General features: G+C 57.1%; 24 protein-coding genes and 2 tRNA genes. 14 read left to right on the top strand and 12 right to left on the bottom strand.

The window, feature by feature from the left end; genetic code table 11:
- Positions 1 to 18: 18 nt before the first annotated feature.
- Together trxB and trxA are read left to right on the top strand one after the other, a co-directional pair.
- Complete coding sequence (gene trxB / locus ACFSYH_RS08655) at positions 19 to 963, top strand: thioredoxin-disulfide reductase (protein WP_377466500.1); 945 nt, start codon at positions 19 to 21, stop codon at positions 961 to 963.
- 143 nt (positions 964 to 1,106) lie between these two features.
- Positions 1,107 to 1,433 (top strand): thioredoxin, encoded by a 327-nt coding sequence (gene trxA / locus ACFSYH_RS08650; protein ID WP_377466499.1) that lies wholly within the window; start codon positions 1,107 to 1,109, stop codon positions 1,431 to 1,433.
- A 39-nt stretch (positions 1,434 to 1,472) separates the two neighbouring features.
- Here the strand turns inward: trxA and ACFSYH_RS08645 are convergent, their stop codons facing one another.
- A complete protein-coding gene (locus ACFSYH_RS08645) occupies positions 1,473 to 1,895 on the bottom strand; it encodes a GNAT family N-acetyltransferase (RefSeq protein WP_377466498.1) in 423 nt (140 codons plus the stop codon).
- Between the two features lie 287 nt (positions 1,896 to 2,182).
- Here ACFSYH_RS08645 and ACFSYH_RS08640 point away from each other — a divergent pair, with 287 nt between their 5' ends.
- Both ACFSYH_RS08640 and ACFSYH_RS08635 read left to right on the top strand, forming a co-directional pair.
- Positions 2,183 to 3,496, top strand: coding sequence for an aminotransferase-like domain-containing protein (locus ACFSYH_RS08640; RefSeq protein WP_377466497.1), 1,314 nt, complete (start codon positions 2,183 to 2,185; stop codon positions 3,494 to 3,496).
- A complete protein-coding gene (locus ACFSYH_RS08635; protein WP_377466496.1) occupies positions 3,493 to 4,767 on the top strand; it encodes a D-alanine--D-alanine ligase family protein in 1,275 nt (424 codons plus the stop codon). The genes ACFSYH_RS08640 and ACFSYH_RS08635 overlap by 4 nt, the downstream gene beginning before the upstream one ends.
- Positions 4,768 to 5,066: 299 nt before the next feature.
- Here the strand turns inward: ACFSYH_RS08635 and ACFSYH_RS08630 are convergent, their stop codons facing one another.
- The 8 genes from ACFSYH_RS08630 to rpmH all read right to left on the bottom strand — a co-directional run bounded on the left by ACFSYH_RS08630 (position 5,067) and on the right by rpmH (position 10,653).
- Positions 5,067 to 6,221, bottom strand: a complete 1,155-nt coding sequence (locus ACFSYH_RS08630) for a ParB/RepB/Spo0J family partition protein (RefSeq protein ID WP_377466495.1) — start codon at positions 6,219 to 6,221, stop codon at positions 5,067 to 5,069.
- A 53-nt stretch (positions 6,222 to 6,274) separates the two neighbouring features.
- Positions 6,275 to 7,249, bottom strand: coding sequence for a ParA family protein (locus ACFSYH_RS08625; RefSeq protein ID WP_377466493.1), 975 nt, complete (start codon positions 7,247 to 7,249; stop codon positions 6,275 to 6,277).
- Between the two features lie 396 nt (positions 7,250 to 7,645).
- A complete protein-coding gene (gene rsmG, locus ACFSYH_RS08620; protein ID WP_377466492.1) occupies positions 7,646 to 8,275 on the bottom strand; it encodes a 16S rRNA (guanine(527)-N(7))-methyltransferase RsmG in 630 nt (209 codons plus the stop codon).
- A gap of 70 nt (positions 8,276 to 8,345) precedes the next feature.
- On the bottom strand, positions 8,346 to 8,852 hold the full coding sequence (locus ACFSYH_RS08615; protein ID WP_377466490.1) for a Jag family protein: 507 nt from the start codon (positions 8,850 to 8,852) through the stop codon (positions 8,346 to 8,348).
- Between the two features lie 39 nt (positions 8,853 to 8,891).
- Complete coding sequence (gene yidC, locus ACFSYH_RS08610) at positions 8,892 to 9,827, bottom strand: membrane protein insertase YidC (protein WP_377466489.1); 936 nt, start codon at positions 9,825 to 9,827, stop codon at positions 8,892 to 8,894.
- A 75-nt stretch (positions 9,828 to 9,902) separates the two neighbouring features.
- Positions 9,903 to 10,148 (bottom strand): membrane protein insertion efficiency factor YidD, encoded by a 246-nt coding sequence (yidD, locus tag ACFSYH_RS08605; RefSeq protein ID WP_377466488.1) that lies wholly within the window; start codon positions 10,146 to 10,148, stop codon positions 9,903 to 9,905.
- Positions 10,145 to 10,510: a ribonuclease P protein component gene (gene rnpA / locus ACFSYH_RS08600; RefSeq protein WP_377466487.1), complete on the bottom strand. Its 366-nt coding sequence runs from the start codon at positions 10,508 to 10,510 to the stop codon at positions 10,145 to 10,147. The genes yidD and rnpA overlap by 4 nt, the downstream gene beginning before the upstream one ends.
- 5 nt (positions 10,511 to 10,515) lie before the next feature.
- On the bottom strand, positions 10,516 to 10,653 hold the full coding sequence (gene rpmH, locus ACFSYH_RS08595; protein WP_010849920.1) for a 50S ribosomal protein L34: 138 nt from the start codon (positions 10,651 to 10,653) through the stop codon (positions 10,516 to 10,518).
- Between the two features lie 584 nt (positions 10,654 to 11,237).
- Between rpmH and dnaA the strand changes: the two genes are divergently transcribed.
- The 10 genes from dnaA to ACFSYH_RS08545 all read left to right on the top strand — a co-directional run bounded on the left by dnaA (position 11,238) and on the right by ACFSYH_RS08545 (position 22,551).
- Positions 11,238 to 12,668: a chromosomal replication initiator protein DnaA gene (gene dnaA / locus ACFSYH_RS08590; protein WP_377466486.1), complete on the top strand. Its 1,431-nt coding sequence runs from the start codon at positions 11,238 to 11,240 to the stop codon at positions 12,666 to 12,668.
- 472 nt (positions 12,669 to 13,140) lie between these two features.
- Complete coding sequence (gene dnaN, locus ACFSYH_RS08585) at positions 13,141 to 14,271, top strand: DNA polymerase III subunit beta (protein ID WP_377466485.1); 1,131 nt, start codon at positions 13,141 to 13,143, stop codon at positions 14,269 to 14,271.
- Between the two features lie 80 nt (positions 14,272 to 14,351).
- Positions 14,352 to 15,719 (top strand): DNA replication/repair protein RecF, encoded by a 1,368-nt coding sequence (gene recF / locus ACFSYH_RS08580; RefSeq protein WP_377466484.1) that lies wholly within the window; start codon positions 14,352 to 14,354, stop codon positions 15,717 to 15,719.
- Between the two features lie 28 nt (positions 15,720 to 15,747).
- Positions 15,748 to 16,278, top strand: a complete 531-nt coding sequence (locus ACFSYH_RS08575) for a DUF721 domain-containing protein (protein WP_377466483.1) — start codon at positions 15,748 to 15,750, stop codon at positions 16,276 to 16,278.
- A gap of 470 nt (positions 16,279 to 16,748) precedes the next feature.
- Entirely contained in the window at positions 16,749 to 18,716 is a 1,968-nt protein-coding gene (gene gyrB, locus ACFSYH_RS08570) for a DNA topoisomerase (ATP-hydrolyzing) subunit B (protein ID WP_377466706.1), read from the top strand.
- 152 nt (positions 18,717 to 18,868) lie between these two features.
- On the top strand, positions 18,869 to 21,457 hold the full coding sequence (gyrA, locus tag ACFSYH_RS08565) for a DNA gyrase subunit A (RefSeq protein ID WP_377466482.1): 2,589 nt from the start codon (positions 18,869 to 18,871) through the stop codon (positions 21,455 to 21,457).
- The gene (locus ACFSYH_RS08560; protein WP_377466481.1) at positions 21,454 to 22,098 is read left to right on the top strand and encodes a DUF3566 domain-containing protein; all 645 of its coding nucleotides are present in this window, start codon (positions 21,454 to 21,456) and stop codon (positions 22,096 to 22,098) included. Before gyrA ends, ACFSYH_RS08560 begins: the two co-directional genes overlap by 4 nt.
- Positions 22,099 to 22,242: 144 nt before the next feature.
- Positions 22,243 to 22,316 (top strand) — tRNA-Ile (locus tag ACFSYH_RS08555).
- A gap of 28 nt (positions 22,317 to 22,344) precedes the next feature.
- Positions 22,345 to 22,464, top strand: a complete 120-nt coding sequence (locus tag ACFSYH_RS08550) for a DLW-39 family protein (protein WP_377466480.1) — start codon at positions 22,345 to 22,347, stop codon at positions 22,462 to 22,464.
- Positions 22,465 to 22,478: 14 nt separating this feature from the next.
- A tRNA-Ala gene (locus ACFSYH_RS08545) sits at positions 22,479 to 22,551 on the top strand.
- A gap of 74 nt (positions 22,552 to 22,625) precedes the next feature.
- Here ACFSYH_RS08545 and ACFSYH_RS08540 read toward each other — a convergent pair.
- The 3 genes from ACFSYH_RS08540 to ACFSYH_RS08530 form a co-directional block, all read right to left on the bottom strand.
- Complete coding sequence (locus ACFSYH_RS08540; RefSeq protein ID WP_377466479.1) at positions 22,626 to 23,165, bottom strand: GNAT family N-acetyltransferase; 540 nt, start codon at positions 23,163 to 23,165, stop codon at positions 22,626 to 22,628.
- A gap of 116 nt (positions 23,166 to 23,281) precedes the next feature.
- A complete protein-coding gene (locus tag ACFSYH_RS08535; RefSeq protein ID WP_377466478.1) occupies positions 23,282 to 24,616 on the bottom strand; it encodes an MFS transporter in 1,335 nt (444 codons plus the stop codon).
- Entirely contained in the window at positions 24,613 to 25,209 is a 597-nt protein-coding gene (locus tag ACFSYH_RS08530; RefSeq protein WP_377466476.1) for a winged helix-turn-helix domain-containing protein, read from the bottom strand. Before ACFSYH_RS08530 ends, ACFSYH_RS08535 begins: the two co-directional genes overlap by 4 nt.
- Between the last annotated feature and the right edge of the window lie 57 nt (positions 25,210 to 25,266).

Raw genomic sequence — 25,266 nt, 5'->3', positions numbered from 1 at the left:
CACACCAAAGGAACTCACGTGACCGAGACCGCCACCCACGACGTCGTCATCATCGGCTCCGGCCCAGCCGGGTACACCGCGGCCACCTACGCCGCACGCGCAGGGCTCACCCCCTACGTGCTCGCCGGTTCCATCACCGCAGGCGGCGCGCTCATGAACACAACCGAGGTCGAGAACTTCCCCGGATTCCCCGAGGGGATCATGGGGCCAGACCTCATGACCAATATGCAGCAGCAGGCCGAGAAGTTCGGTGCCATCATCGAGTGGGATGACGCAACCGAGGTGCACCTTGATGGACCCGTGAAGACCATCATCACCGGCGGTGGCGAAACCATCACGGCGCGTGCGGTCATCCTCGCGACCGGGTCCGCATACCGAGAGATCGGACTACCCGACGAGAAACGGCTCTCCGGCCGTGGCGTGTCCTGGTGTGCAACCTGCGACGGGTTCTTCTTCAAAGACCAGAACATCGTTGTGGTCGGAGGAGGAGACTCCGCAATGGAGGAGGCAACCTTCCTGACCCGCTTCGCATCCAAGGTCACCATCGTGCACCGACGCGACGAACTGCGCGCCTCCAAGATCATGGCAGAGCGGGCTCTCAACGATCCAAAGATCGAGTTCGTCTGGAACTCCGCTGTCGTCGGCATCAACGGCGAGGACAAAGTGGAATCACTTGTCCTGCGCGACACGGTCACCGGTGAAGAACGCCTGCTCGAGGCGACCGGCCTATTCGTCGCGATCGGACACGATCCCCGCTCCGAACTGTTGGCCGGCCAGATCGAACTCGACGACAATGGCTACGTCAAGGTCCAGGGGCGCAGCACCAAGACCAACCTCACGGGCGTCTTCGCCTGCGGCGATCTCGTAGACCACACCTATCGTCAGGCAATCACAGCAGCAGGTTCCGGATGTTCCGCGGCACTTGACGCACAGCACTACCTTGAGTCCCTCGCGGACAACTGATCAGTTCGACACTCACCGGCTTTCATGCCTCGGGTGAACCCAACGGACAGGCTGCGGCCCAGGATCTCGCGGGTAACACCGCCCGTGGCGCACTGACATGGCAACAGCCCCATTCACACCAACGCAGTTCTCAGGAGAATGACATGAGCGGTAACACCGTTGAAGTATTCGATGACACCTTCGCCGACGAGGTCCTCGGCTCAGATCTCCCCGTTCTCGTGGATTTTTGGGCAGAATGGTGCGGGCCGTGCCGCCAGGTCGCCCCAATCCTGGATGAGTTGGCGAACGAATACGACGGCCGCGTCAAGATCGCCAAGATCGACGTGGATGCCAACCCCGAGACTGCCGCGAAGTTCGGAATCGTCTCGATTCCCACGCTCTACATCTTCAAGGGCGGCGAACTCGTCGAGTCGATCAACGGGGCGCGTCCAAAGCGTGAACTGAGCGAAAAACTCGAGGCCGCACTCTAGAGCTTTCCAGCCACATCCACTCCTCTGACCCGCGAATGGTCACAGGCTTTTCCTGAAGTGGAACGAACTGATGTCCATGCGCTCCCGAAGGTAGAACCTGTGGGCGTTGTGGCGCTGCACTCCTGAATCCAGTTCGATCGTAGAGCACCCGAGTGCACGGGCTCGTTGATTCAGTTCCGCCAGGAGTTGCGCACCATGTCCACGTGAGCGTGCCATGGAGGTCGTCGAGAGATCGTCCACGTACAGTTTGCGGATCGCGCTGGTGTTGGAGATGATTCGCCATCCTGCCACCGCCACGCACGCTTCGTCCTGGAAGAGTGCGGTAAACCTCAGCCCCTGCGGCTGTCCTTCGACAAGGACCTGCGTAAGTAGCTCTCGGGTGAGGTGAGGACGCAGTTCCTGGAGCACCGGCAAGGCAGTGCTCCACCGTGGATCATCGATACCCTCAAGATCAATAATCATCCAAACCTCCCAGAGACGACGGCGCGAGCATACACAGACCATGGTTTCATGTGCCGTCACATGGCTGTGAGCGGGTCTCACGACAGTGGATGTCAATGCTCCTCCAGATTCAGAACTGACCCAACCCATATCGTGCGGCGCGATGCGAGGCCAACTCGACTGATCGTCGCCAATACGACGGTGCCAACAGCACCGTCAACTGTGAAGAACTGCGACAGATTATGTTTCACATTCTGGGTTGAAACCTCTCGATGCACAGGATCGCTCGTAAACCGTGGCAAACTGGAATGGTGACCTCGAATACTCCACCCGCACAGGGAACACGTTTAGACCCATGGTTCGGCGCCTACGCGCAGCGCGCACACAACATGCGAGCGTCCGAGGTCCGAGCGTTGTTCGCGGTGGCGAGTCGCCCCGAGGTCGTCTCCCTTGCAGGCGGGATGCCCAACCTCGCCGATCTACCACTCGATGACATCGCCGAACTCACGGCAAAGGTCATCGCCACCGAGGGCATGACCGCGCTCCAATACGGTTCCGGACAGGGCCGCCCACTCCTGCGCGAGAAAATCGTGGACGTCATGCGCCTCGAAGCGATCGACGCCCACCCAGACGACATCGTCGTGACCACCGGATCACAGCAGGCTCTCGACCTCGTGACCCGCATCTTCATCGACCCAGGCGATGTCATCATCGCAGAAGCACCCTCCTACGTTGGTGCGCTGTCCGTGTTCCGCTCCTACGAGGCAGAGGTCGAGCACGTCCACATGGATGCTGCTGGACTCGTGCCATCCGAACTCGAAGAGAGCATCGTGCGCCTCAAAGAGCAGGGAAAACGCGTCAAGTTCCTCTACACCATCCCAAACTTCCACAACCCCGCGGGCGTGACCCTCTCGTTGGAGCGACGCCACCAGGTCGTCGACATCTGTAAGCGCCACGGCGTGGTCGTGATCGAGGACAACCCCTACGGACTACTCGGATTCGATGGCGAACCACTACCGGCAATGCGCTCATTCGAGGAAGAAGGAGTGGTCTACCTCGGTTCCTTCTCCAAAACCTTCGCACCGGGGTACCGCGTTGGATGGGTTGTTGCGCCACACGCCGTCCGCGAGAAACTCGTGCTCGCCCAAGAGTCGGCAATCCTGTGCCCCTCACACGCCTCTCAAATGGCCATCGAAGCCTACCTGTCCAACCATGACTGGAAGAGGCAGATCGAAGAGTTCCGCTCGATGTACAAGTCACGCCGGGACGCCATGATCGCCGCACTCTCCGAGTTCCTGCCCGACGCCACCTGGAACGTTCCCGAGGGCGGATTCTACGTGTGGGTCAAACTCCCACCAGGCCTCGACTCCAAAACCATGCTGCCGCGCGCCGTCACCGGTCGCGTCGCATACACCCCCGGTACCGCATTCTTCTACGATGGAACCGGCGCCGATCATCTGCGCCTCTCGTTCTGTTATCCCGACGAGGCAACGATCCGCGAGGGCGTGAGACGCCTCGCAGCCGTTATCAGCGCCGAACGTGAATCCGTCGAAATCTTCGGAACCACACCTCAACTAGACGATGTAACCGACGTCGACGTACCAGGACCAGATATCGCATGAGCACCTCACCACACGTAGTCATCCTCGCCGGTGGGCTGTCCCACGAACGCGACGTATCCATCCGCTCCGGACGTCGAGTCGCCGAAGCGCTCCGCGCCGCAGGACACACAGTCGATGTCCTCGACGTTGACGCCAACCTCATTCCCACGCTTTCAGCCTCGCAGCCCGATCTGGTCTGGCCACTCCTCCACGGGGCAAGTGGCGAGGACGGATCACTACGGGACATCCTCGAACTCCTTGACCTGAACTACCTTGGCACCCGCCCTCGCGAGAGCCGCATCGGGTGGAACAAGCCCGTGGCCAAGTCCGTGCTTGGCGCAGCTGGAATCTCCACGCCACAGTACGTGACGCTGCCTCAGTCACTGTTCCGCGAACTCGGAGCGCAATCCGTCATGGGTGCCGTCGTGTCCAAACTTGGTCTGCCACTCGTGGTCAAGCCAGCCCGTGGTGGCTCCGCTCTCGGCGTGACCCTGGTCAAGGATGCCAACGCGCTGCCTCAGGCGCTCGTGGACTGCTTCGCCTACTCCGAACTGGCACTCATCGAGAGGGCCGTATCCGGAACCGAGGTTGCAGTGTCCGTGATCGACACCCCTTCCGGGATCGAGGCACTGCCACCCGTTGAAATCGTTACCGATGGACCCTACGACTACGATGCGCGGTACAACCCCGGGCGTACCCAGTACTTCACTCCAGCACGCTTGTCCGCGGATCTGATCGCTGAGGTTCAGTCCACGGCAATCACCGCACACAAGGCACTGGGACTTCGACACATTTCGCGCACCGACATGATCATCGGCGAGGACGGCACCATCTGGTTCCTCGAGGTGAACGTGGCTCCTGGGATGACCGAGACATCGCTACTACCCCAGTCCGTTGTTGCAACAGGTTCTTCTCTGGCGGCAGTGTATAGCGGCTGGGTTGAAGCCGTACTCGCAGATACCCCAGCTCCGGAGTTCGAGTCTTCCGTCAGTGCGGTACCTGTTCTTGACTCAGAGGCGACGGAACCGGACTCCAGACCCGCCTCCAAGTCTCCTGAATTCCCGCTCAGTGATGCCGAGGCTGACGTGATCTCCGATTCTGTTGGCGAATCAATCACTGATTCGGACCCTGAACCGCCCGTCAGTTCGCTCGATGGTGATCCAGCTACGCCCACTCAAGGTGCAACCTCGACTACCGAGTCAGTTACACCGACTGAGCAACCCGACGACATCTTCACTGCGAGCAACGACTCAGATCCCACGGCCCACATGCACGGCAACGAGTTGTTCTAGTCCGCATTCTCGATGCCGTGTGAGTTTCTTGCAGCACGCGAGATCATCACGACCATAGAAAACGCCCTCTGAGGGCCGCTTATCTGCACTGATGGGGAATCACCCCACCTACTCGCAGAAAACGCGTCCCAGAGGGCGTTTTTACATTCACTTATCTGACATTCTTTGTAAAATTCGTCAGATAGGATCACTTTGCCAGGCACTGTCTACTGGAGGGTTACCACGGACAACCAAGATCGAAAACCATCATCACTTGGCTGCTCGGAACCTTCGACCGCCTAAGACCAACCAGACAAACCTCAGGAATGCTGAGCCGGCAGACCATCTTCGTCAGGCGCCATAACGGCAAGGATGCGATTCAGGTCCTCAATCGTTGCGAACTCAACGGTGAGCCTTCCCTTGGTCTTGCCAACATCCACCTTCACGCGTGTATCGAAACGGTCCGAGAGACGTGTGGCGAGACTTTCCGCTGCCTCATTGCGCTGCGCCCGTGCAGCACGCGTCTTCTTGACCGCGGGCTTATTCGAACCAAGTGCAACAGCCTCCTCCGTTGCGCGCACAGAGAGTCCCTCGGCAACGATACGCTGAGCAAGTCGTTCGATCTGTTCAGAGTCCGGCAAGCCAAGCAGCGCCCGTGCATGTCCGGCAGAGAGAACACTCGCGGCAACCCTGCGTTGCACAAGCGGGGGAAGGTTCAACAACCGCAATGTGTTTGAGATCTGTGGACGCGACCGCGCAATACGAGTCGCAAGCTCCTCATGCGTGCAGCCAAAATCATCAAGCAACTGGCGGTATGCAGCAGCCTCTTCGAGTGGATTGAGAGCGCTGCGGTGCAGATTCTCAAGCAGGGCGTCTCGAAGCAGGTCCTGATCTTCCGTGACGCGGATGATCGCGGGGATGGAGTCAAGTCCAGCTTCTTGGGTTGCCCGCCACCGGCGTTCACCCATGATGAGTTCGTATCCATCTTCTGCCGGCCGGACAACAACAGGCTGAAGCACACCGATCTCTCGGATTGAATCAACGAGTTCTTGGAGTTCGTCCTCGTCAAAGTTTACGCGCGGCTGTTTTGGGTTCGGCCGAATACTTGCAACAGGCAACTCAGCAAAGTGTGCACCTGGAACGGGCACCAGTTCCACTCCCCCGTCAAGATCTGGCGTTGATGCGGAGCGTGCTGTTTCACGTGAAACATCGGATACAGGCTTTTTGGTTGCCGCCCTGCGAGAGGTGTTCTTCGCCTTCGACGGACTCGTGGACTCCACATCAGCAGAGGTCCGGATACGTGGCGTGGATGTTAGCAACTCCCGCGCTGAGTCAGACATCAAGGATGGGCGTTGAGTGCCGCGCCCTGCTGCGTTTTGGTCAGGAAAGAACACGTCAACGGGACGTTCACCCTCGGGAGTCGTGGGAATGAGTGCGCCAAGACCACGACCCAGACCACGCTTCTTTTCTGCCACGATGGATCCTCCATAGTTGTATACATTTTCCGCCGCAGCGGAGTGGAAATGGGTCAGTTACGGACGGCTAACTCATAGGCAGCCTGACGATACGCAAGAGCACCCGTCGATGTCGGTTCATAGGTGACCACCGACTGCCCGTAGGAAGGAGCCTCGGATATACGCACCGAACGCGGGATCGTTGTCTCTAGGGTCTGTTCACCAAAGTGGTCGCGCACCTCTTGAGCAACTTGCTGAGCAAGATTCGTACGCGCATCGAACATGGTCAACAGAATTGTAGATACATGAAGTTCGGGGTTCAGGTGCTGTTGAATCATTGTGATCGTCTTGAGCAGTTGGCTCAAACCCTCAAGTGCGTAGTACTCGCACTGAATCGGGATGAGCACTTCACGCCCCGTCACAAACGCATTCAATGTCAACAGTCCGAGGCTCGGTGGGCAGTCCACGAGAATATAGTCGAGTCGCGGAAGGCCCGCCTGTTCGCGTTCAAGCACGTACTCATCCACTGCCCGGCGAAGCCTTGTTTCACGTGAAACAAGCGATACCAGTTCGATCTCAGCACCTGAGAGGTCAATCGTCGCGGGGACCACGAGTAGATTCTCAAGATCAGGGCACTGAGTGATCGCATAACTGAGCGGCTCCTCATTGACGAGGACATCGTACACCGAGGGGATTCCCGCGCGATGGTCCACTCCAAGCGCTGTTGAGGCATTGCCCTGTGGATCGGAGTCAATGACCAGAACGCTCAGACCGCCCTGCGCGAGTGCCGCGGCCAAATTCACGGTCGAGGTGGTCTTCCCTACCCCACCCTTTTGATTCGCGACCGTGATGATGCGTGTTCTGTCGGGATGGGGGAACTGCAGCCCCTGCAGTGACACTCTTCTACGGGTATCCTCGGCAAGTTGCACAGCCAGTGGAGTGGACTCATCAACCTCGGGCAGAGACCTGAGGATCTCTTCCACCCTCACTGCTCGCTCGCCAGGTCCGGTACTGAGCTGGTTGTGCTGTACTGACGAGTCGGTAGACACGTAAGTCCCCTCCAAGGCTGGGATTGGTACTTGAGAAACGAGTACCCTCATTTAATCACCGACCACTGACATTTCACGTGGGATCAAAATGGGCAACAGTTCAACGATACTTTGTGTGACGCCGCATTGCAGTCTTCCACACAACATATCCATGTGATTATCGTTCGGCTCACAACGAAAAGTGGGGGTGATGTTTCACGTGAAACATCACCCCCACTCGATTGCAACGTCATTCATCGCTCACGTATTGAGTCAACGGTCTCTGGGCCGGCATCATAGGGGCAGTCACCATTGGTTGGACACGACGTACCCTCCACAGGAAATCGTGCCGTAGGCAGCGTGTAGTTTTAAACGATCAACTGGCGCACTTGTGCGTGTTTCCACGCATCAGAATGATTACTTACCCCGTATCGTTCGGAGTACCGTGGTTGTCTCCACGCCGACAATGGTGCCAGCGCTGAGGATTTCAGGTTCACTGCACTTGAACTTGCGCAGAACCTTACGAGCCGGTTCGATCTCATCAGCCACAGATCGACCCTTGAGCAACACCATCTCACCACCGGTACGGAGTAGTGGTAGCGCCCAACGCGACAGCTTGTCGAGCGCAGCCACTGCGCGCGCCGTGACTGCGTCCGCTTCAAATGCATCATGGAACTCCTCGGCGCGTCCGCGAAGGACCTCAACGTTGGGCAACCCCACCTCCTGCACCATCTCGCTCAGCCAGGTGCAGCGGCGCTCCATTGGCTCGATAAGCTTCACTGACGCTTCTGGAAGCATGCACCCGATGATGATGCCTGGCAGTCCAGCGCCAGACCCGATATCAACGATGGTCCCGGATGAGGGCAGATACTGCACCACGGCAGCAGAGTTCAGGATGTGGCGTTCCCATAGTCGGTCCAACTCGCGCGGACCGATAAGCCCACGCATCTCGCCTTGAACCGCCAATTCATCCGCGTACGTGGCAACCTTCTCGAATGAGTCTCCGAAGAATTCCACTACCCTCTCTGGGTTGAGTGTCGCGTCCATAAAACTCCAATCAATACACGAGGGTCTGCATGTTTCACGTGAAACATGCAGACCCTCGAGCTACGCAAGATTACTGTGCTGGTGAGATCTCAATGTACCGATCTGGGTCAACACCGTGCGACTCCGAGGAAAGTCCTGCGGCTGTCACGACATCGTGTACGACTTTACGTTCAAAGGCATTCAAAGGTTCTAGAGCCACCTTGCGCCCCGTCTCCTGCACCTTCGCGATCGCGTTGTTGGCGAGGACAGTCAACTCTGCCTTGCGCCCTGCACGGAATCCAGCGATATCCAACATCAGTCGGCTCCGCTCCCCCGTCTTCGCCTGAACTGCGAGTCGAGTCAGTTCCTGGATGGAATCCAGAACCTCGCCTTCGCGACCTACAAGGTGCTTTACACCGGTTGGATCATCGGCAACGATCGCGAGTGCAGCACGACCGTGTTCGACATCTATCTCAATATCGCCATCGAGGTCTGCGATGTCGAGCAACTCTTCAAGATAGTCTGCTGCGACCTCGCCCTCTTCCTCGAGCATTGAAACGCGGCTACGAGGGTTAGACTCCTCGGACTTGGGTGCCATGTTTTCTCCTGTAAAACTCATGAACTACTGATGCAAAAACTATTTCTTCTTCTTGCGGTTCTTCCGCTGCGGCTGCTGGCGTTGTCCACGCGGAGCCTCAATGATGACCGGCTTGTCCTCCTCGAGAACGATTCCCTTGGCGGCGGCCTTGCGCGCCTTGCGCTCGTTCAGACGACGCTCCGCTTCCGACCCCGGGGTTGGCATGCGGCTGATCGTGTAATACTGCTGACCGGTTGACCAGAGGTTGGTGACAACCCAGTAAATGAGAACACCAATCGGGAAGTTCACACCGGAGATCATCATCATGACTGGCATCATGTAGAGCATGATCTTCTGAGTCTGAGCCATCGGGCCTTCGAGGGCAGCCGGTGGCATGTTCTTCATCGTTAGCTGGCGCTGGGTGATGTAGAGGGTTGCAGACATCAGAACGATCAGAATCGCTGCGATGACCTTGGTCGTGGGATCGGTCGGCTCGTGTAGGAACGTACCGGACAGTGGCGCGCCAAAGAGGGCCGAGTTCTCAGCAGCTTGCGCAACAGCCTGGTTAATTGGACCGATCGCGTCGCGATTTCCCTCGGCGATGTTGGAGAGGTTGCGCAGAACGTTGAACAGGCCGAAGAAGATCGGCATCTGCAGCAGGATTGGCATACACGAGGCCATCGGGTTCGTACCGTGTTTGCGGTAGAGCTCCATGGTCTCGCGGCCCATGGCTTCGCGCGACGCAGGGTCCTGGCGAGTCTTGTACTTCTTCTGAATAGCCTGCAGTTCAGGCTGGATCATTTGCATCGCGCGCGATGCCTTGATCTGCTTGAAGAACAGCGGGATCAGGATGATACGGACAACCAGTGTCAGTCCCACGATTGAAAGCACCCAGGCGGCACCCTCACCGTCGGGGAGACCTAGAAACACGAAGAACTTGTGGCAAAGATACATAATCCATGCCACGGCCCATTCGATGGGGTAAAGAATGTTCATCTGGTTCACTCTCAACTGCGAGCACGCCATGGGTGGCTGCTCTTAAGCCAACACGCAACTGAACTGTGCGCTGTTTTAAGGTTTATTCTTCTTTGGTGGAACGTCGTCAACGCCGCCGAGGTTCCAAGGGTTACATCTCAGCAATCGCCATGCTGCGAGTCCTGTTCCCTTGAAGACTCCGTGTATTTCCAGTGCTTCAACCGCGTATCTGGAACACGACGGGTAAAACCGGCATCGTGGCCCACTCAGTGGTGAGATGTACCGCTGATACAAACGTATGAGTCCGACCAACGTTCTCTTGGGAAATTCACGTAACCTCACGGTTTGTCCACGACCTTCCCAGAAAACGACAATACTTTGTCGATACAGGCACCGAAATCGCGATTCAGTTTCGCATGATCAGCCTGTGCGGCCTGTGGGAGTGCTCGCACCACCATCATTGAACCGGCTGGAAGCTGTGACAGGTGTCCGCGAACGATCGAACGCAGCCGACGCTTCACAAGGTTGCGGGTGACCGCATTCCCAATAGCCTTAGATACAACAAAACCGACCAGTGGTGCGTTCTGATTCTCCGCCGTCGCGGCGAAGTGAACGACCATGGTCGATTTTCCTGTACGCACACCAGACTTCACCGTCTGACCGAATTGATCAGATCGGCGCATTCGGTGCGCCGTATTTAGCACCGAGCTCAGGCAGAGAGCTCAGCACGACCCTTACGGCGGCGTGCTGCGAGAATCGCGCGACCAGCGCGGGTACGCATACGCAGACGGAAACCGTGGGTCTTCGCACGACGCCGGTTGTTCGGCTGGAAGGTCCGCTTGCTCACGAGGTACTCCAATAAGTTGTTCTGACATGTCCGTGGTGGACATGAGGCTTAAATGCATTCCTGCTCCTCGGAGTGATCCTCAAGAGCCCATCACGCCCGGAAGTGCCCCACTTTAGGGCATGGCGAAATTACTTGGAATGGCCTTAAAACGTTACGCCAGAACTTATCTGCTGGTCAATCGAAATGACAAACTGCAGCCTGTGTCAATGGTCACCATCGTCTGGACCTACTCGAGGGGTCCGTCGCATTCCTGTCACCCTCGACGGGGTGTCGTGGAACCGGAAAGTTCTCACCCACAACTTATACACAGGCCCAAAGGAGTGCTGTGGATAACGCGTCTAGATGTGGAAACTTTGTCCACACTATCACCGTCAAACTACATGAGTGCAACTTACTGATCCCTGTTGATCCCAGAAAACTCGGGTATTAGGCTACGGAGAAGCAGATACCCACAGCCTGTGGAAAACTTTGTGGATGACCAGTTCTGTGGGAGACTTGGTTACCGCTCTCTGGCAGTTTTAATCCACAGTTGTTGAAGGTGGGCTTCCACAGTTGAAACGTAAACACCGTGAGGACTTCATTAAGTGACTTCGCAAGATGAATCCATCGACGCGCTCTGGCAGCGGGTCCTTGAAGTTTTAGCAACCGATCCAGACGTGACTCCCCGCGTCCTCGCTTCGGTCAAGATGGCCAAGGTTCTGGGAATCATCAATGGCACCGTCATCATCAACGTGCAGAGCGAAGTCCAGCGCGACTTCCTGCAGAGTCGGGCCTCTGACGGTGTAGTCGAGGCCCTTTCCCGTGAGTTGGGAACTGAGGCTCGTTTCGCTATTACGGTTGATCCGACGCTCGAGGTAGAGCCTGAGCCTGATCTGACGTTGCCAATCGTTGTGCAAGAACCTGAGGAAGCGGCTCTGCCCACTCATGCCGAGCCCGCCATCGAGGTGCCATCCACGACCGTCCCTGGTGCAGCGAACGACGACAACCGGCTCAACCCGAAGTACACCTTCGAGTCTTTCGTCATCGGTGCCTCCAACCGGTTCGCACACGCCGCTGCAGCGGCAGTGGCGGAAGCCCCTGCAAAGGCTTACAACCCCCTGTTTATCTACGGTGGCTCAGGCTTGGGAAAAACGCACCTGCTTCACGCAATCGGCAACTACGTGCTCAATCTCTATCCGAATGCCAAGGTCAAGTACGTTAACTCGGAAGAGTTCACGAACGACTTCATTAACTCGATTCGTGATGAGAAGGCGGGTGCTTTCCAGCGCCGCCACCGCGAAGTCGATTTCCTCATGATCGATGACATCCAGTTCCTCCAGGGCAAAGAAGCCACAATGGAGGAGTTCTTCCACACCTTCAATACCCTGCACAACGCGAACAAACAGGTCGTGATCACCTCCGATCTTCCTCCCAAGCAACTCAACGGCTTTGAGGATCGCCTACGTTCGCGCTTTGAGTGGGGACTGATCACCGATGTTCAGCCACCGGACCTTGAAACCCGTATCGCAATTCTGCGGAAGAAGGCTGCCAACGAAAACCTTGCAGCCCCAGATGATGTCCTCGAATACATCGCATCCAAGATTTCCTCGAACATTCGCGAACTCGAGGGTGCTTTGATCCGTGTGACTGCGTTTGCGAACCTCAACCGTCAACCGGTTGATCTGGCGTTGGCCGAGATAGTGCTCAAGGATCTCATCACGGACGATGAGGCATCACAGATCACGGCTTCCTCGGTTATCGCACAGACTGCCGCTTATTTTGGTCTGACTATTGAGGATCTGTGTGGCACATCGCGTTCACGGGTGCTCGTCACCGCCCGTCAGATCGCGATGTATCTGTGCCGCGAGCTCACAGATCTGTCCCTTCCAAAGATTGGGCAGCAGTTCGGTGGACGCGATCATACGACCGTCATGCATGCGAACAAGAAGATCACTGAGCAGATGGCAGAACGACGTTCCACCTACAACCAGGTCACGGAACTCACGAGCAGGATCAAGCAGCAGCATCGTGGTTAATGGCTGGCACAACCTCACAGACACGCCGTTACGATCCGTCCTGGCGAACGAAATGACGAAAATCACCCCATCCACACCTGTGTATAACTCTGGGGAAAACCTTGGGACAAACAGCCAGGTGTTGTGCACAGGGTAAGTCGAATCTGTGGATAGAGAACTGGACAAAATCGTGAATTCACCGGTGCCGCGTTTGATTCACAACTTGTCCCCTTCCACATTCACAACCAAGACTGTGGATAATTCAACGAAAATCAGGGTTTTCCACATGATCCACAACCCCTAACACGACTACGAACCTTTAACTTTGGAGATTTCCACACACCTTCAAAAAGGCTTGAGCCTCGACCAACCGGTTCAGTGCACACAAGATCAAATTCAAGCCCTAGAAGACCTGGAAGTTCCGTGAACGACCACTAGACTTGACCTAGTATCCACAGACATATCTGAGCAACTCTGCTCGAGAGGAGTACACATGAAGTTCCGGGTCGAACGAGATGTTCTCGCGGAAGCAGTTACCTGGACCGCCCGTACTCTGCCCAACCGTCCTCCAGCTCCGGTGCTGGCCGGTGTTCGCATCGAAGCGACAAACGAGGGAATACTGAATCTCGCCTCCTTCGACTACGAGGTATCTGCTCGCTCAGAGATTCCCGCTGAGGTCATTGAGCCGGGCACGGTTCTCGTCTCTGGTCGTCTTTTGGCTGAGATCTCGCGTGCACTGCCGAACAAGCCTGTTGATGTCACTGTTGAGGGCACGAAGGTATCCGTTGTGTGCGGCGCTTCCCGATTCACACTTCTGACAATGCCCGTTGAGGAGTATCCATCCCTGCCGAACATGCCTGAGGTCACCGGTGTGGTTGCCGGCGATGTTCTGACTGAGGCAGTCAATCAGGTCACGGTTGCGGCATCGCGCGATGACACCCTTCCGCTGTTGACAGGCGTGCGCGTGGAGATCGAGGGAGAGAAGGTCACTCTCCTGTCCACTGACCGTTACCGCCTAGCGTTGCGTGAACTTGTGTGGAGGCCTGCGTCCCCGTCAATCTCCACCGTGGCTCTGGTTCGAGCACGTACCCTGAACGATGTTGCCAAGTCTCTTGGAGCTTCAGGTGATGTCAACATTGCTCTTTCGAACGGTCCCGGTGTTGATCTGATTGGTTTCGAGGCGGGTGGACGGCACACTACCTCGCTTCTGGTTGAAGGCGATTACCCACCGGTTCGTCGTCTCTTCCCCGACGAGACCCCGATTCACGCGGTTGTTGCGCGTCAACCACTCATTGAGGCTGCTAAGCGTGTTTCTCTTGTGGCAGAGCGCAACACTCCTATCCGTCTGAACTTCGCCGAGGGTCAGGTTGTTTTGGACGCGGGCCAGGGCGATGATGCGCAGGCGTCCGAAGCTCTTGAGTCTGTCCTTGAAGGTGAGGAGATTTCGGTTGCGTTCAACCCGCAATTCCTACTGGATGGTTTGAACGCGCTCAGCACAGACTTTGTACGTTTGAGTTTCACGCACGCAAGCAAGCCAGTTGAGTTCACCGGTCAGGAATCACTCGAAGGTGAGGACTCCAAGGAGTATCGTTACCTTCTCGTTCCCATCCGGTTCGCCAACTGAGCGCACATTGCGAATGACAGGGTTGCTATGTTTCACGTGAAACATAGCAACCCTGCGGTTTTGAAGGGATCTGTTTAGGCGTGTACGTCTCGCACCTGTCGCTCATGGATTTTCGGTCCTATGAGCACATCGACATTGAGTTTCACCCCGGTGTCAACATCTTGGTGGGCCACAATGGACAGGGCAAGACCAATCTTGTTGAGGCTGTGGGTTACGTTGCCACGCTCGGTTCACATCGGGTGGCCGCAGACACCGCTTTAATTCGTGCGGGAGCGCAACGTGCGATGATCCGTTCCAAGATCGTACGAGGAGATCGGTCCGCAACGGTCGAGATTGAGATTGTCAATGGCAAGGCCAATCGCGCACGGGTCAACAGAGGTACTCCCGGTCGTCCGTCCGATGCACTTGGACTACTCAAGACTGTCCTGTTTGCGCCCGAGGATTTGGTTCTGGTCAAGGGCGATCCCGATTCCCGCCGTCGGTTCCTCAATGAGTTGATGATCTTCATTTCGCCGCGAATGTCTTCGGTTCTCAGCGACTATGAGCGAGTCATCAAACAGCGTTCAGCACTGCTTAAATCCTCGGTTGTGGCAAGCCGTTCCGGCCGCGCGATAGACCTGACAACACTTGAGATCTGGGACGGAAAACTCGCACAACTCGGCGCGAGCATCATGGCCTTTCGTCAGCGTCTTGTCGCAGCGCTACGCCCTTACGTACGCACCAGTTACGACGAGGTTTCTATGAGTCAGTCCGTGGCTGAGGTGCAATATGTGTCCTCCGTTTCGACCACACTGTCTTCTATTGACGACGAGTCGGTCGAGTCGGTTCCCGAACTCCAGTCGGTCCAGGACATTGAGAGAGATCTGTTTGAGGCACTCGGCGTTGTTCGTCAGCGTGAGCTTGAGCGTGGAGTTTGCCTGGTTGGACCGCATCGCGACGAGATCGCGATGACTCTCAATGATCTTCCTGTGAAGGGATACGCGAGTCATGGTGAAAGTTGGTCCTTTGCACTTGCGCTGCGTCTGGCCTCGTATCGTTTGATGACCGATGGACCGGATGAGGAAGCGGGAACAGACGAACTCTCCCGGTATTGGTGGACCGATTCCGATGTGGACACCGAGCCCGTGTTGATCTTGGATGACGTGTTCGCCGAGTTGGACACGAAGCGTCGAACCCAACTGGCGCGTATGGTCTCAGATGCTCGGCAAGTACTCATCACAGCAGCCGTTTTGGAAGACATTCCCCAAGAACTTGGTGGTCGAGTCCTCTATGTTTCACGTGAAACATTGCCTGGCGCGACAAGCACCGTTGTCGTTCCAGAAGAGCAGGGCTCCTCCGATCTTGATGTCTATGCGCAACAGATCATTGCGCAACAAAACGAGTCGAGCACACAGATAGAGGTATCCCCCGCTTCAGTGCAGGATGGAACTCGCGATGGTGCCTCCTGAAACACCTGGCTTGTTCGACCCTGGGGACATGCCCTCCGACGGTCGCCCGATCGCGGAATCGCTCGGACTCAAGCCCGCTGGGGAGGTAGCTCGTGAATCTCTCAACCGAGCGAAGGCTGCGGCAAAGGCTAAGGGACTCTATCCGGGCAAAGAACCACGACGTGCCCCTCTCGAACCACAGGTCTCCGGTTCGCGCGCCGGCGGACGGGACCCGCGTACTCTGACCGAAACACTTGGTGCCTTGCTGGCACAACGCGGTTGGAATCAGGACGTCGCCGTTGGCGGTGTCATCGGGCGTTGGCCGCAGATCGTGGGAGAGGATATCGCCGCACATAGCACTGCCGAGACCTTTGAAAACAATGTGCTGACCGTGCGAGCACACTCAACGGCGTGGGCAACCCAACTCAAGTTCCTTATCCCCAACCTCTTGAGCAGGATCGCATCAGACATCGGTGATGGCGTTGTCCGTGAAATCCGGATTATAGGACCCGATGCTCCCAAGTTCTCGCGCGGAAAATTCTCCGTCAAAGGACGTGGCGCACGCGATACCTGGGGATGATCGCAGGACGAAATCCTCTGGCGTGGACCTCATTGTGGTGGGTTGCGCTGGGAACGTGGTTCAGCTGATCCTCACTCACGCAGCCTCCGCCTCGTCCACAGCCGGATCGTCGCGAATGAGGGCCTTTCGTTTACACCTCGTGACACACCCTGTGAAACTTGCAGGTCAAGGCCGGGCGAAAGGGGCGATTAGTCTGCCATTTCACTGTGTGAAAACGCCGAAAAACGGGCCCCTCTTGGTAAGATGGTGAGGTAACTCTGGTCGTAGTTTTTCGGCCGGATATCGAGCGAAATCACTGCTATGCCCGCGGTACACGATCCCCTGGGGGATCCGTATGCACCGATGAGTACGCAGGATCCGCATGATGACTAGGAGCACCACCTCTCGTGGCAGAACTCAATAACGAGCCGCAAAATTCACAATCGCTCAACGCCGTAGTCCCAAACAACGGCAACTACGATGCAAGTGCGATTACGGTTCTTGAAGGCCTTGAAGCAGTCCGTAAGCGTCCCGGCATGTACATCGGTTCCACCGGTGAACGCGGCCTCCACCACCTTGTCTACGAAGTAGTCGACAACTCGGTCGATGAAGCACTCGCCGGGCACTGTGACCACATTGAAGTCACAATTCTGGAAGACGGCGCTGTACGCGTAACAGACAACGGTCGAGGTATTCCCGTTGACATCCACCCAACCGAGGGAAAGCCCACCGTTGAGGTCGTCATGACGATCTTGCACGCCGGTGGAAAGTTCGGTGGTGGCGGCTACGCAGTGTCCGGTGGTCTGCACGGAGTGGGTATCTCTGTCGTCAACGCACTTTCCACTCGAGTTGAGACCGAGGTCAAGCGCGACGGCTACACCTGGCACCAGTCCTTCGCTGATGGTGGCAAGCCGCGAGGAACACTTCGCAAGGGTGAGGAGACTGAGGAAACCGGAACCACTCAGACCTTCTGGCCGGATCCAGAGATCTTTGAAACTGTCGACTTTGACTTTGAAACGCTCCGTGCACGCTTCCAGCAGATGGCATTCCTGAACAAGGGACTCCAGATCACGCTGACCGATCTGCGCGTCGAGGTAGACACCGAGGTCAACGAGGTGGCTGGTGAGCACGAGGAGGAAACACCAGCCTCCAAGGTCAAGACCGTCACCTACAAGTACGACAACGGTCTGTTCGACTACGTCAAGCACATCAACTCCGCCAAGAAGGTGGAGATCGTCAACGATGAGATCATCGACTTCGAGTCCGAGGACACCGAGCGAAAGATCTCCGTTGAAATCGCGATGCAGTGGACCTCAGCCTATTCGGAATCGGTGTACACCTACGCCAATACGATCTCCACGACAGAGGGTGGAACCCACGAAGAGGGCTTCCGCTCCGCGCTGACCGGTCTGGTGAACCGTTACGCTCGGTCGAAGAACATCCTGCGCGAAAAGGATGACAACCTCACGGGTGAAGACATTCGCGAGGGTCTGACTGCCGTTATCTCGATCAAGCTCGGTGAACCGCAGTTCGAGGGTCAGACCAAGACCAAACTCGGAAACACCGAGGCACGCACCTTCGTTCAAAGCGTTGTGACCGACAAACTCGGTGACTGGCTGGATGCACACCCGAACGAGGCAAAGGAAATCATCCGCAAGGCAATGCAGGCTTCGGCTGCTCGCCTTGCAGCCCGTAAGGCCCGCGAGGCAACCCGCCGTAAAGGCCTGCTCGAGTCGGGTGGTATGCCGGGCAAGCTCCGTGACTGCCAGTCCTCCAAAGCTGAAGAGTGCGAGATCTACATTGTGGAGGGTGACTCCGCAGGTGGATCGGCTGTTCGTGGCCGTAACCCACACACCCAGGCAATCTTGCCGCTGCGCGGAAAGATCCTCAATGTTGAGCGTGCTCGTCTTGATCGTGCACTGTCCAACAGCGAGGTCCAGGCGCTCATCACCGCGTTTGGAACCGGAATCGGTGAAGATTTCGATGAAGCGAAGCTCCGGTACCACAAGATCGTGCTCATGGCCGATGCAGATGTTGACGGACAGCACATCACGACCCTGTTGTTGACCCTGCTCTTCCGCTACATGCGCCCACTGATCGAGCACGGCTACGTCTACCTTGCGTTGCCACCGCTCTACCGCATCAAGTGGTCGAACGCAGAACACGACTACGTCTACTCCGACAAACAGCGCGACGAGACCGTTGCCGCTGGAACCGCCTCGGGCAAGCGCCTGCCAAAAGACAACGGCATTCAGCGCTATAAGGGTCTTGGAGAGATGGATTACACCGAGCTGTGGGACACCACCATGGACCCAGAACACCGCACCCTGCGTCAGGTAACCCTTGATGATGCCGCGGCCGCCGATGAGATCTTCTCCATCCTCATGGGAGAAGACGTGGAATCACGGCGTAACTTCATCCAGCGCAATGCCAAGGACGTTCGATTCCTAGACATCTAACCGGTTAACGGGTGCGCGGTGCTTGGCGCTGCTGCCAGCCGAAACGGACACCGCGACGAAACCGCTCAACGAGGGAATCGTCGTCAAGCAAAGAAACTAGGAATCAAAAGACTTAACCAGGCGCTTGCGCCGGAGAATGAGAGAGAAAAATCGTGTCAGACGATCAGACTCCAGAAAACGACCTCCCCGAGACCGATGACACCGTGGGCAGCGATGTCATCGTGCACGGCAACATCGAGCAGGTCGACCTCAACACCGAAATGCAGCGGTCATACCTCGATTACGCGATGTCAGTCATCGTGGGGCGCGCCTTGCCGGAGGTCCGCGATGGACTGAAGCCGGTGCACCGTCGCGTGATCTACGCAATGTATGACGGTGGCTACCGTCCAGACCGTGCGTTCTCGAAGTGTTCGCGTGTGGTCGGTGATGTCATGGGTAAGTACCACCCACACGGTGACTCGGCCATTTACGACACTCTTGTGCGACTCGTCCAAGACTGGACCATGCGCTATCCGCTTGCCGCAGGTCAGGGTAACTTCGGGTCACCCGGTAACGACCCTGCTGCAGCGCCGCGATACACCGAGACCCGCATGGCCCAGCTCGCCATGGAGATGGTCCGTGACATCGACAAGAACACCGTTGACTTCCAGGACAACTACGATGGACGTACCCAGGAACCATCGGTTCTCCCGGCTCGCTTCCCCAATCTGCTTGTCAATGGTTCCGCTGGTATCGCCGTGGGTATGGCCACCAACATTCCACCGCACAACCTGCGCGAAGTCGCCGATGGCGTGCACTGGTACCTGGACAACCCCGATGCGACGAGTGAGGAACTACTCGAAGCACTCATCGAGCGCGTCAAGGGTCCAGACTTCCCTACCGGAGCCACGATCCTTGGTCGTTCCGGGATCGAAGACGCCTACCGCACTGGACGTGGTTCAATCACGCAACGCGCAGTGGTCAACGTGGAGGAAATCCAGGGACGCCAGTGCCTCGTCGTCACCGAACTGCCCTACCAGGTCAACCCCGATGCGCTTGCCGCAAAGATTGCTGACCAGGTCAAGGACGGAAAACTCACCGGAATCGCGGACATCCGCGATGAAACGTCCGGTCGTACGGGACAGCGCCTGGTCATCGTGCTCAAGCGCGACGCAGTGGCAAAGGTCGTGCTGAACAACCTGTTCAAGCACACCCAGATGCAGGAGAACTTCTCCGCAAACATGCTCGCGCTCGTCGACGACGTGCCACGTACTTTGTCGATCGATGCGTTCATCCGACACTGGGTCAACCACCAACTCGACGTCATCAGTCGACGTACCGCCTACCTGCTCAAGGAAGCAGAGGACAAGATCCACATCCTGCGCGGATACCTTCGCGCTCTCGATGCGCTTGATGAGGTTATTGCGCTCATCCGCCGCTCCCCCACTGTGGAGGAAGCACGCGAAGGCCTGATGGAACTGCTGTCTATCGACGAGATCCAGGCAACCGCGATTTTGAACCTCCAGTTGCGTCGTCTTGCGGCAATGGAGCGACAGAAAATCCTGGATGAGCACGCCGAGCTCGAGGAACTTATCAAGGACTACAACGCAATCCTCGGTGATCCGGCACGTCAACGCACAATCGTGGGTGAGGAACTCACCGAGATCGTGGACAAGTACGGCGATGAACGACGCACCTCGATCATGCCGTACGGCGGTGAGGTCTCCATGGAGGACTTGATCGCTGAAGAGGAAGTGGTTGTCACGATCACCCGTGGCGGATACGTCAAGCGCACTCGTTCAGACAACTACCGGGCCCAGAAGCGTGGTGGTAAGGGCGTGCGCGGAGCGACCCTGCGTGAAGACGACATCGTTGAGCACTTCTTCGTTACGACGACCCACCAGTGGCTGCTGTTCTTCACCAACTATGGCCGCGTGTACCGCATCAAGGCATACGAACTGCCAGAGGGTTCACGCGATTCCAAGGGTCAGCACGTTGCGAACCTGCTCGCCTTCCAGCAGGACGAGCGCATCGCTCAGGTCCTTGACATTCGCAACTACGACGATCACGACTACCTTGTACTCGCAACCCGTCGCGGACTCGTCAAGAAAACCCGTCTCGCCGAATACGACACCAATCGTACGGCCGGACTCATCGCAATCAACCTGCGTGAAGACGAGGATGGAAACGCTGACGAACTCGTATCGGCGCGGGTGGTCGACCACACCGACGACCTCATACTCGTCTCCCGTAAGGGCCAGTCCATCCGCTTCACCGCAGATGACGACACGCTGCGCCCAATGGGACGGGCAACCTCAGGTGTCACGGGCATGAAGTTCCGTGATGGCGACGAACTGCTCTCAGCAGACGTGGTCCGTGAGGGCTCCGACATGTTCGTGGTCACCGAAGGCGGATTCGCCAAGCGCACCGACATCTCCGAATACCGCGTCCAGGGACGCAATGGATACGGAATCAAGGTCGCCAATCTCGTCGAGGAACGCGGTGACCTGGTCGGTGCACTGATCACAGAGGCAGAAGATGAAGTTCTTGTGATCATGGAGAAGGGAAAGATTGTACGTTCCGCTGTTTCCGAGGTGAACCGTACCGGACGAAACACGCAGGGTGTAACCTTTGCTAAACCAGACAAGAACGACCGCATCATCGCAGTTGCACGAAATGTCGAGCGTAACCTCGGCGATGAGGAGCCAGGCGACGATGACACCGAAGCGACCACAACCGACGTCGAAGTAGAGAACGCATGAGTGCTCCCAAGAAGACGCAGTCCCAGGGCAACAAGACCAATGCCCCGGCATCAGTGCCACCAAAGCCATCATCTGACGGCAAACCAGCGAGTTTTGCGCCCAAGCCCAAGAACGTCACTGCACCGAATGCGAAGGACGCCGTGGTTGTGGGAACCGGCGCCATCAACACCGCCGACGTCAAACTCGGTGCCTCACAGTCAGCTCAGGGGAAGCTCATGCCCGAAAGCAGCCAGAGCGCAACCTCCCCACGGGAATCCAAAGCAGCACCGGCGAGTGTGGGACCGCGTCGTGTTCGTCTTGCCGTGACCCGCGTGGACCCGTGGTCGGCCATGAAGATGTCGTTCCTGCTGTCAATCGCGGCGGGCATCATGCTCGTGGTAGCAGCGGTCGTTTTCTGGAAGGTTCTAGACGGGCTTCAGGTCTTCACCGAGATCGATGCGATCATCAAGGAGATCCTCGGCGAGAACACTGAAGTCAACGTTCTTCAGTACGTGGAACTCAGCAGGGTCGTGTCATTGGCCACACTCATCGCTATCATCGATGTTGTTCTACTTACTGCACTCGGTACCATCGGTGCATTCCTCTACAACGTTGTTGCTGCTCTCGTCGGTGGAATCCATCTCACACTGACTGACGACTGACGCAGAAACATGCGGCTTCACTGGTCGTAGGGTCGCTGCACGCGAAAACACGGCGGCGGGGATGCCCAATCGGTTTTGGAATCCCCGCCGAAGTCGTGTACATTTAATTCTCGTTGCGAGGGAAGATAACCCCCGAAACGGTACGGGCCTATAGCTCAGGCGGTTAGAGCGCTTCGCTGATAACGAAGAGGTCAGAGGTTCAAGTCCTCTTAGGCCCACTCTGTACTCACACCCTAGGGAGTCACAATGAAGAAGATCCTAGTTGTTCTTCTCACTGCGGTCGCGGGCTATGCGATCTGGCGCAAGGTTGCCGGAGACGATGGTCAGCGTGATCTGTGGGCAGAGGTTACAGACCCAATCGACTGATTGGTTTCCCATCTGGGGCTATGGCGCAATTGGTAGCGCACCTGCTTTGCAAGCAGGGGGTTAGGGGTTCGAGTCCCCTTAGCTCCACAAGCATGAAAGGCCTGGAACTCACGTGAGTTCCAGGCCTTTCGCGTTGCCTGGACCCAGGCGGCGTTGAACGGTTATCCTGCTGAACCAGACCTGATGTCTGGAAGCACCATCACGACGGAATCATAGGTCTTTCCATCCCAGTGGATGATGTCGCGGCGTTCGAACCCCCACCGACTGTAGAGTCCCACGAGATGTGTTGCGGGGACTGCTGTATCTACTCCGATGGATGTGGCTCCCTGCTGTGCGGCCCATTCCCTTCCGAGAATCCACAGGTGGCGTGCGAGACCTCTACTGCGGAGGGATGGGGAAACAGCAACCTGGTTGAGCCAGGCTCGCTGTGGGTGTTGGGCCTCGGCGGTCAGTTGCTGCAGGGCTTTTGCCGGTGGCAGGGACATAGTGAGGGTCGCCACGAGAGAATCATTGTGCTCGATCACCCAACATCGTCCCCCTCGTGCCCGGTACCTGGTTGTCTCCTCGTTTTGATCAACCGCCGTGTAGTTCAGATTCATCCTTCCCAACTCGGCGTATGAGGCATGGAGCAGTCTCGTGAGTTCTGGCGTGTCAGCGTCATCAAACAAACGGATGGTGAAGGACGAATCTATGGTGTTCACACTGTAAGTATTTCACCGAGATGTGTTAGTTCGAGCCTTTCCATCCCTGTTGTGGCCCTTGAATTGATGTGTGAAAGTACGCCTGGTCAATGGTGTCCCGCATCGCGGGCCATGTCCTAGATTGCCGACGATCCCACGGTTCCAGCAGTCTCTCCCCTGCGTTTCTGCCGCAGGATTGGCACAAGGCTGAATGCCGAGAGTATTGCGCCCACAATCAGGATCGTCCAGTAGGGCGTGACGCCGATCAGGACTGCGACGAGCGCGGAACTGAGCACCTGAGGTGCGTTGAGCATCATGTTCATTGCCGCGCCGCTGCGTCCCTGCACCTCCATTGGCAGCTCGGTCTGCTTGATCGTCATCACGACCATCGCCATGATCGGCATGCAGAAACCGAGAGCGACGCTGGCCAGTAGGACAGCGATGACGTTTGGGATGGCGAAGGCGACATAACCGAGGGTGAACAGTACGAGACCGAGAATCATGAGCCGGTCGAATCCGAACCGACGCATCAGTGCGGCTCCCAGGAGACCGGCGGCCACTGCTGCAGCGCCTTGAAGCGAGGTGAAGATCGGTAGGGCCTCGGGCTGCAAACCAAGTCCCTGGTCGAGCACCGGGAAGATGAGTGCGTTGATCGCGCCGCCGACAGTGACCACCACGACGAGTGCGATCAGGAAGGACCACAGACGCTTGCGGGCATACACCTCGGGGAAACCGCGAAGCGAGGTCTTCAACCATGAGCTATCGAAGCGCACGTCGTTCGCGGTCTCCTTGATACCCACGAATTTCAGGAACATCGCACCGAGTACAAACATGATGATCGTGAAGATCAAGATCGGTTGGATGCCCCACAGCGCGAATGCGCCTGCGGCGACGAGCGGAACAACGATCCGGAAACCGTGGTCAATCGAGGTGAACAGACCGTTTGCCGGCCCGAGTAGACGCAGATCGAGGGTGTCGCGCAGCAGACCTGATTGGGCTGCCGAGTTGATATAGGTGGTGCAGGAGTACAGCACCATGACCACGTAGACGATCCATATGTCCCCAGTGTCTTGGACAATAAATAGCAGGAGGATCGACAGCGCAACCAAAATGTTTGACAGTGCCACAAGTCTGATCCGTGAGAATCTGTCCGCCATCATGCCAAACACCGGTGCTGCCAGAGCAGGAAGTCCGATGGCAACGAAGGTCAGAGCAGTGTACACATCGTTGTCTGTCATGGTTTTGATCCAGATCGCGACCGTGAGGAAGAGGGCTGAATCGCCGAGGTTGGACAGTGTCCAGGCTGTGAGTAGCCGACGGAATGCGGGGACCTTGAGGGCTTCTCGCGTTGTTCCGATCTCTGTGGAGCGAGCTTCGGCGGGTGTGGCCACTGAAGGTGTTGGTTCAGACGCTGAGCCAGTGTCTTTGATGGGTGGGTCTTGATTCTTGCTGGTGTCAGGTGCCTTGGTCATGAGTTTTCTTCCGGTGTGTTCGATTCGTAGGCTGAGAGTTCAGGCGTCATGACCAGGAACATTCGAGAGTGACTCGCTCCTTCTGGCCGTAGCGAGGGATCTTCGTTGCGTTTGTGGAATGTGCTCAGTGCCTTCTCGATCACCGACATGAGTTCTTCATGTTCTTGGTCGGTCAGCCAGAGGTTCTGCGCGGTCACGAGGGCACGATTGATCGCTTCTTCCGGGAGGGTGGGAGCGGCTGTGATGAACTCGTTGACCCGAACCGCCAGTTGGGAGATCATCGCGTTGGTTAGCGCGGAGATCGCGGCTGCTTTGGCTGGAGAGTCGGGTTCGAATGAGCGACTGCGATTGGCCGGTAGGACACGCCAGGGCTTACTCTTTGCGTCCGGGGCATCGGCCTGTTCGATGTACCCGTGTTTGGCGAGCGTGCGCAGATGGAACGAGCAACTTGCAACCGATTCCTTGATGGCCTCGGCGCACTGCGTTGCGGTGGCCTGCGGAACGGACCCCAGAAAGTCGAGGAGTGCAAGCCTGATGGGGTGGGCAAGAGCCTTGATGTGGGCTGGATCGTGGATCGGTTGCGGCTGGGTCATACCTACACTATAAATACTAAAGAAAACTTTAGCAAGACTTCTTTAGAATATTTATTG

Origin of the sequence: Populibacterium corticicola (genome assembly GCF_042683685.1) — a bacterium.
GTDB classification, from domain to species: Bacteria; Actinomycetota; Actinomycetes; order Actinomycetales; family Cellulomonadaceae; genus Timonella; species Timonella corticicola.
The sequence above is the reverse complement of the archived record's forward strand: the minus strand, read 5'-3'. Positions and strand labels throughout refer to the sequence as shown.

Coding starts and splice junctions, on each gene's coding strand:
- yidC (WP_377466489.1), bottom strand. CDS start 9,827: ATGAACATTCTTTACCCCATCGAATGGGCCGTGGCATGGATTATGTAT.
- rsmG (WP_377466492.1), bottom strand. CDS start 8,275: ATGGACGCGACACTCAACCCAGAGAGGGTAGTGGAATTCTTCGGAGAC.
- ACFSYH_RS08535 (WP_377466478.1), bottom strand. CDS start 24,616: ATGACCAAGGCACCTGACACCAGCAAGAATCAAGACCCACCCATCAAA.
- ACFSYH_RS08635 (WP_377466496.1), top strand. CDS start 3,493: ATGAGCACCTCACCACACGTAGTCATCCTCGCCGGTGGGCTGTCCCAC.
- ACFSYH_RS08530 (WP_377466476.1), bottom strand. CDS start 25,209: ATGACCCAGCCGCAACCGATCCACGATCCAGCCCACATCAAGGCTCTT.
- ACFSYH_RS08615 (WP_377466490.1), bottom strand. CDS start 8,852: ATGGCACCCAAGTCCGAGGAGTCTAACCCTCGTAGCCGCGTTTCAATG.
- trxA (WP_377466499.1), top strand. CDS start 1,107: ATGAGCGGTAACACCGTTGAAGTATTCGATGACACCTTCGCCGACGAG.
- ACFSYH_RS08560 (WP_377466481.1), top strand. CDS start 21,454: ATGAGTGCTCCCAAGAAGACGCAGTCCCAGGGCAACAAGACCAATGCC.
- ACFSYH_RS08550 (WP_377466480.1), top strand. CDS start 22,345: ATGAAGAAGATCCTAGTTGTTCTTCTCACTGCGGTCGCGGGCTATGCG.
- ACFSYH_RS08575 (WP_377466483.1), top strand. CDS start 15,748: ATGCCCTCCGACGGTCGCCCGATCGCGGAATCGCTCGGACTCAAGCCC.
- dnaN (WP_377466485.1), top strand. CDS start 13,141: ATGAAGTTCCGGGTCGAACGAGATGTTCTCGCGGAAGCAGTTACCTGG.
- ACFSYH_RS08645 (WP_377466498.1), bottom strand. CDS start 1,895: ATGATTATTGATCTTGAGGGTATCGATGATCCACGGTGGAGCACTGCC.
- ACFSYH_RS08640 (WP_377466497.1), top strand. CDS start 2,183: ATGGTGACCTCGAATACTCCACCCGCACAGGGAACACGTTTAGACCCA.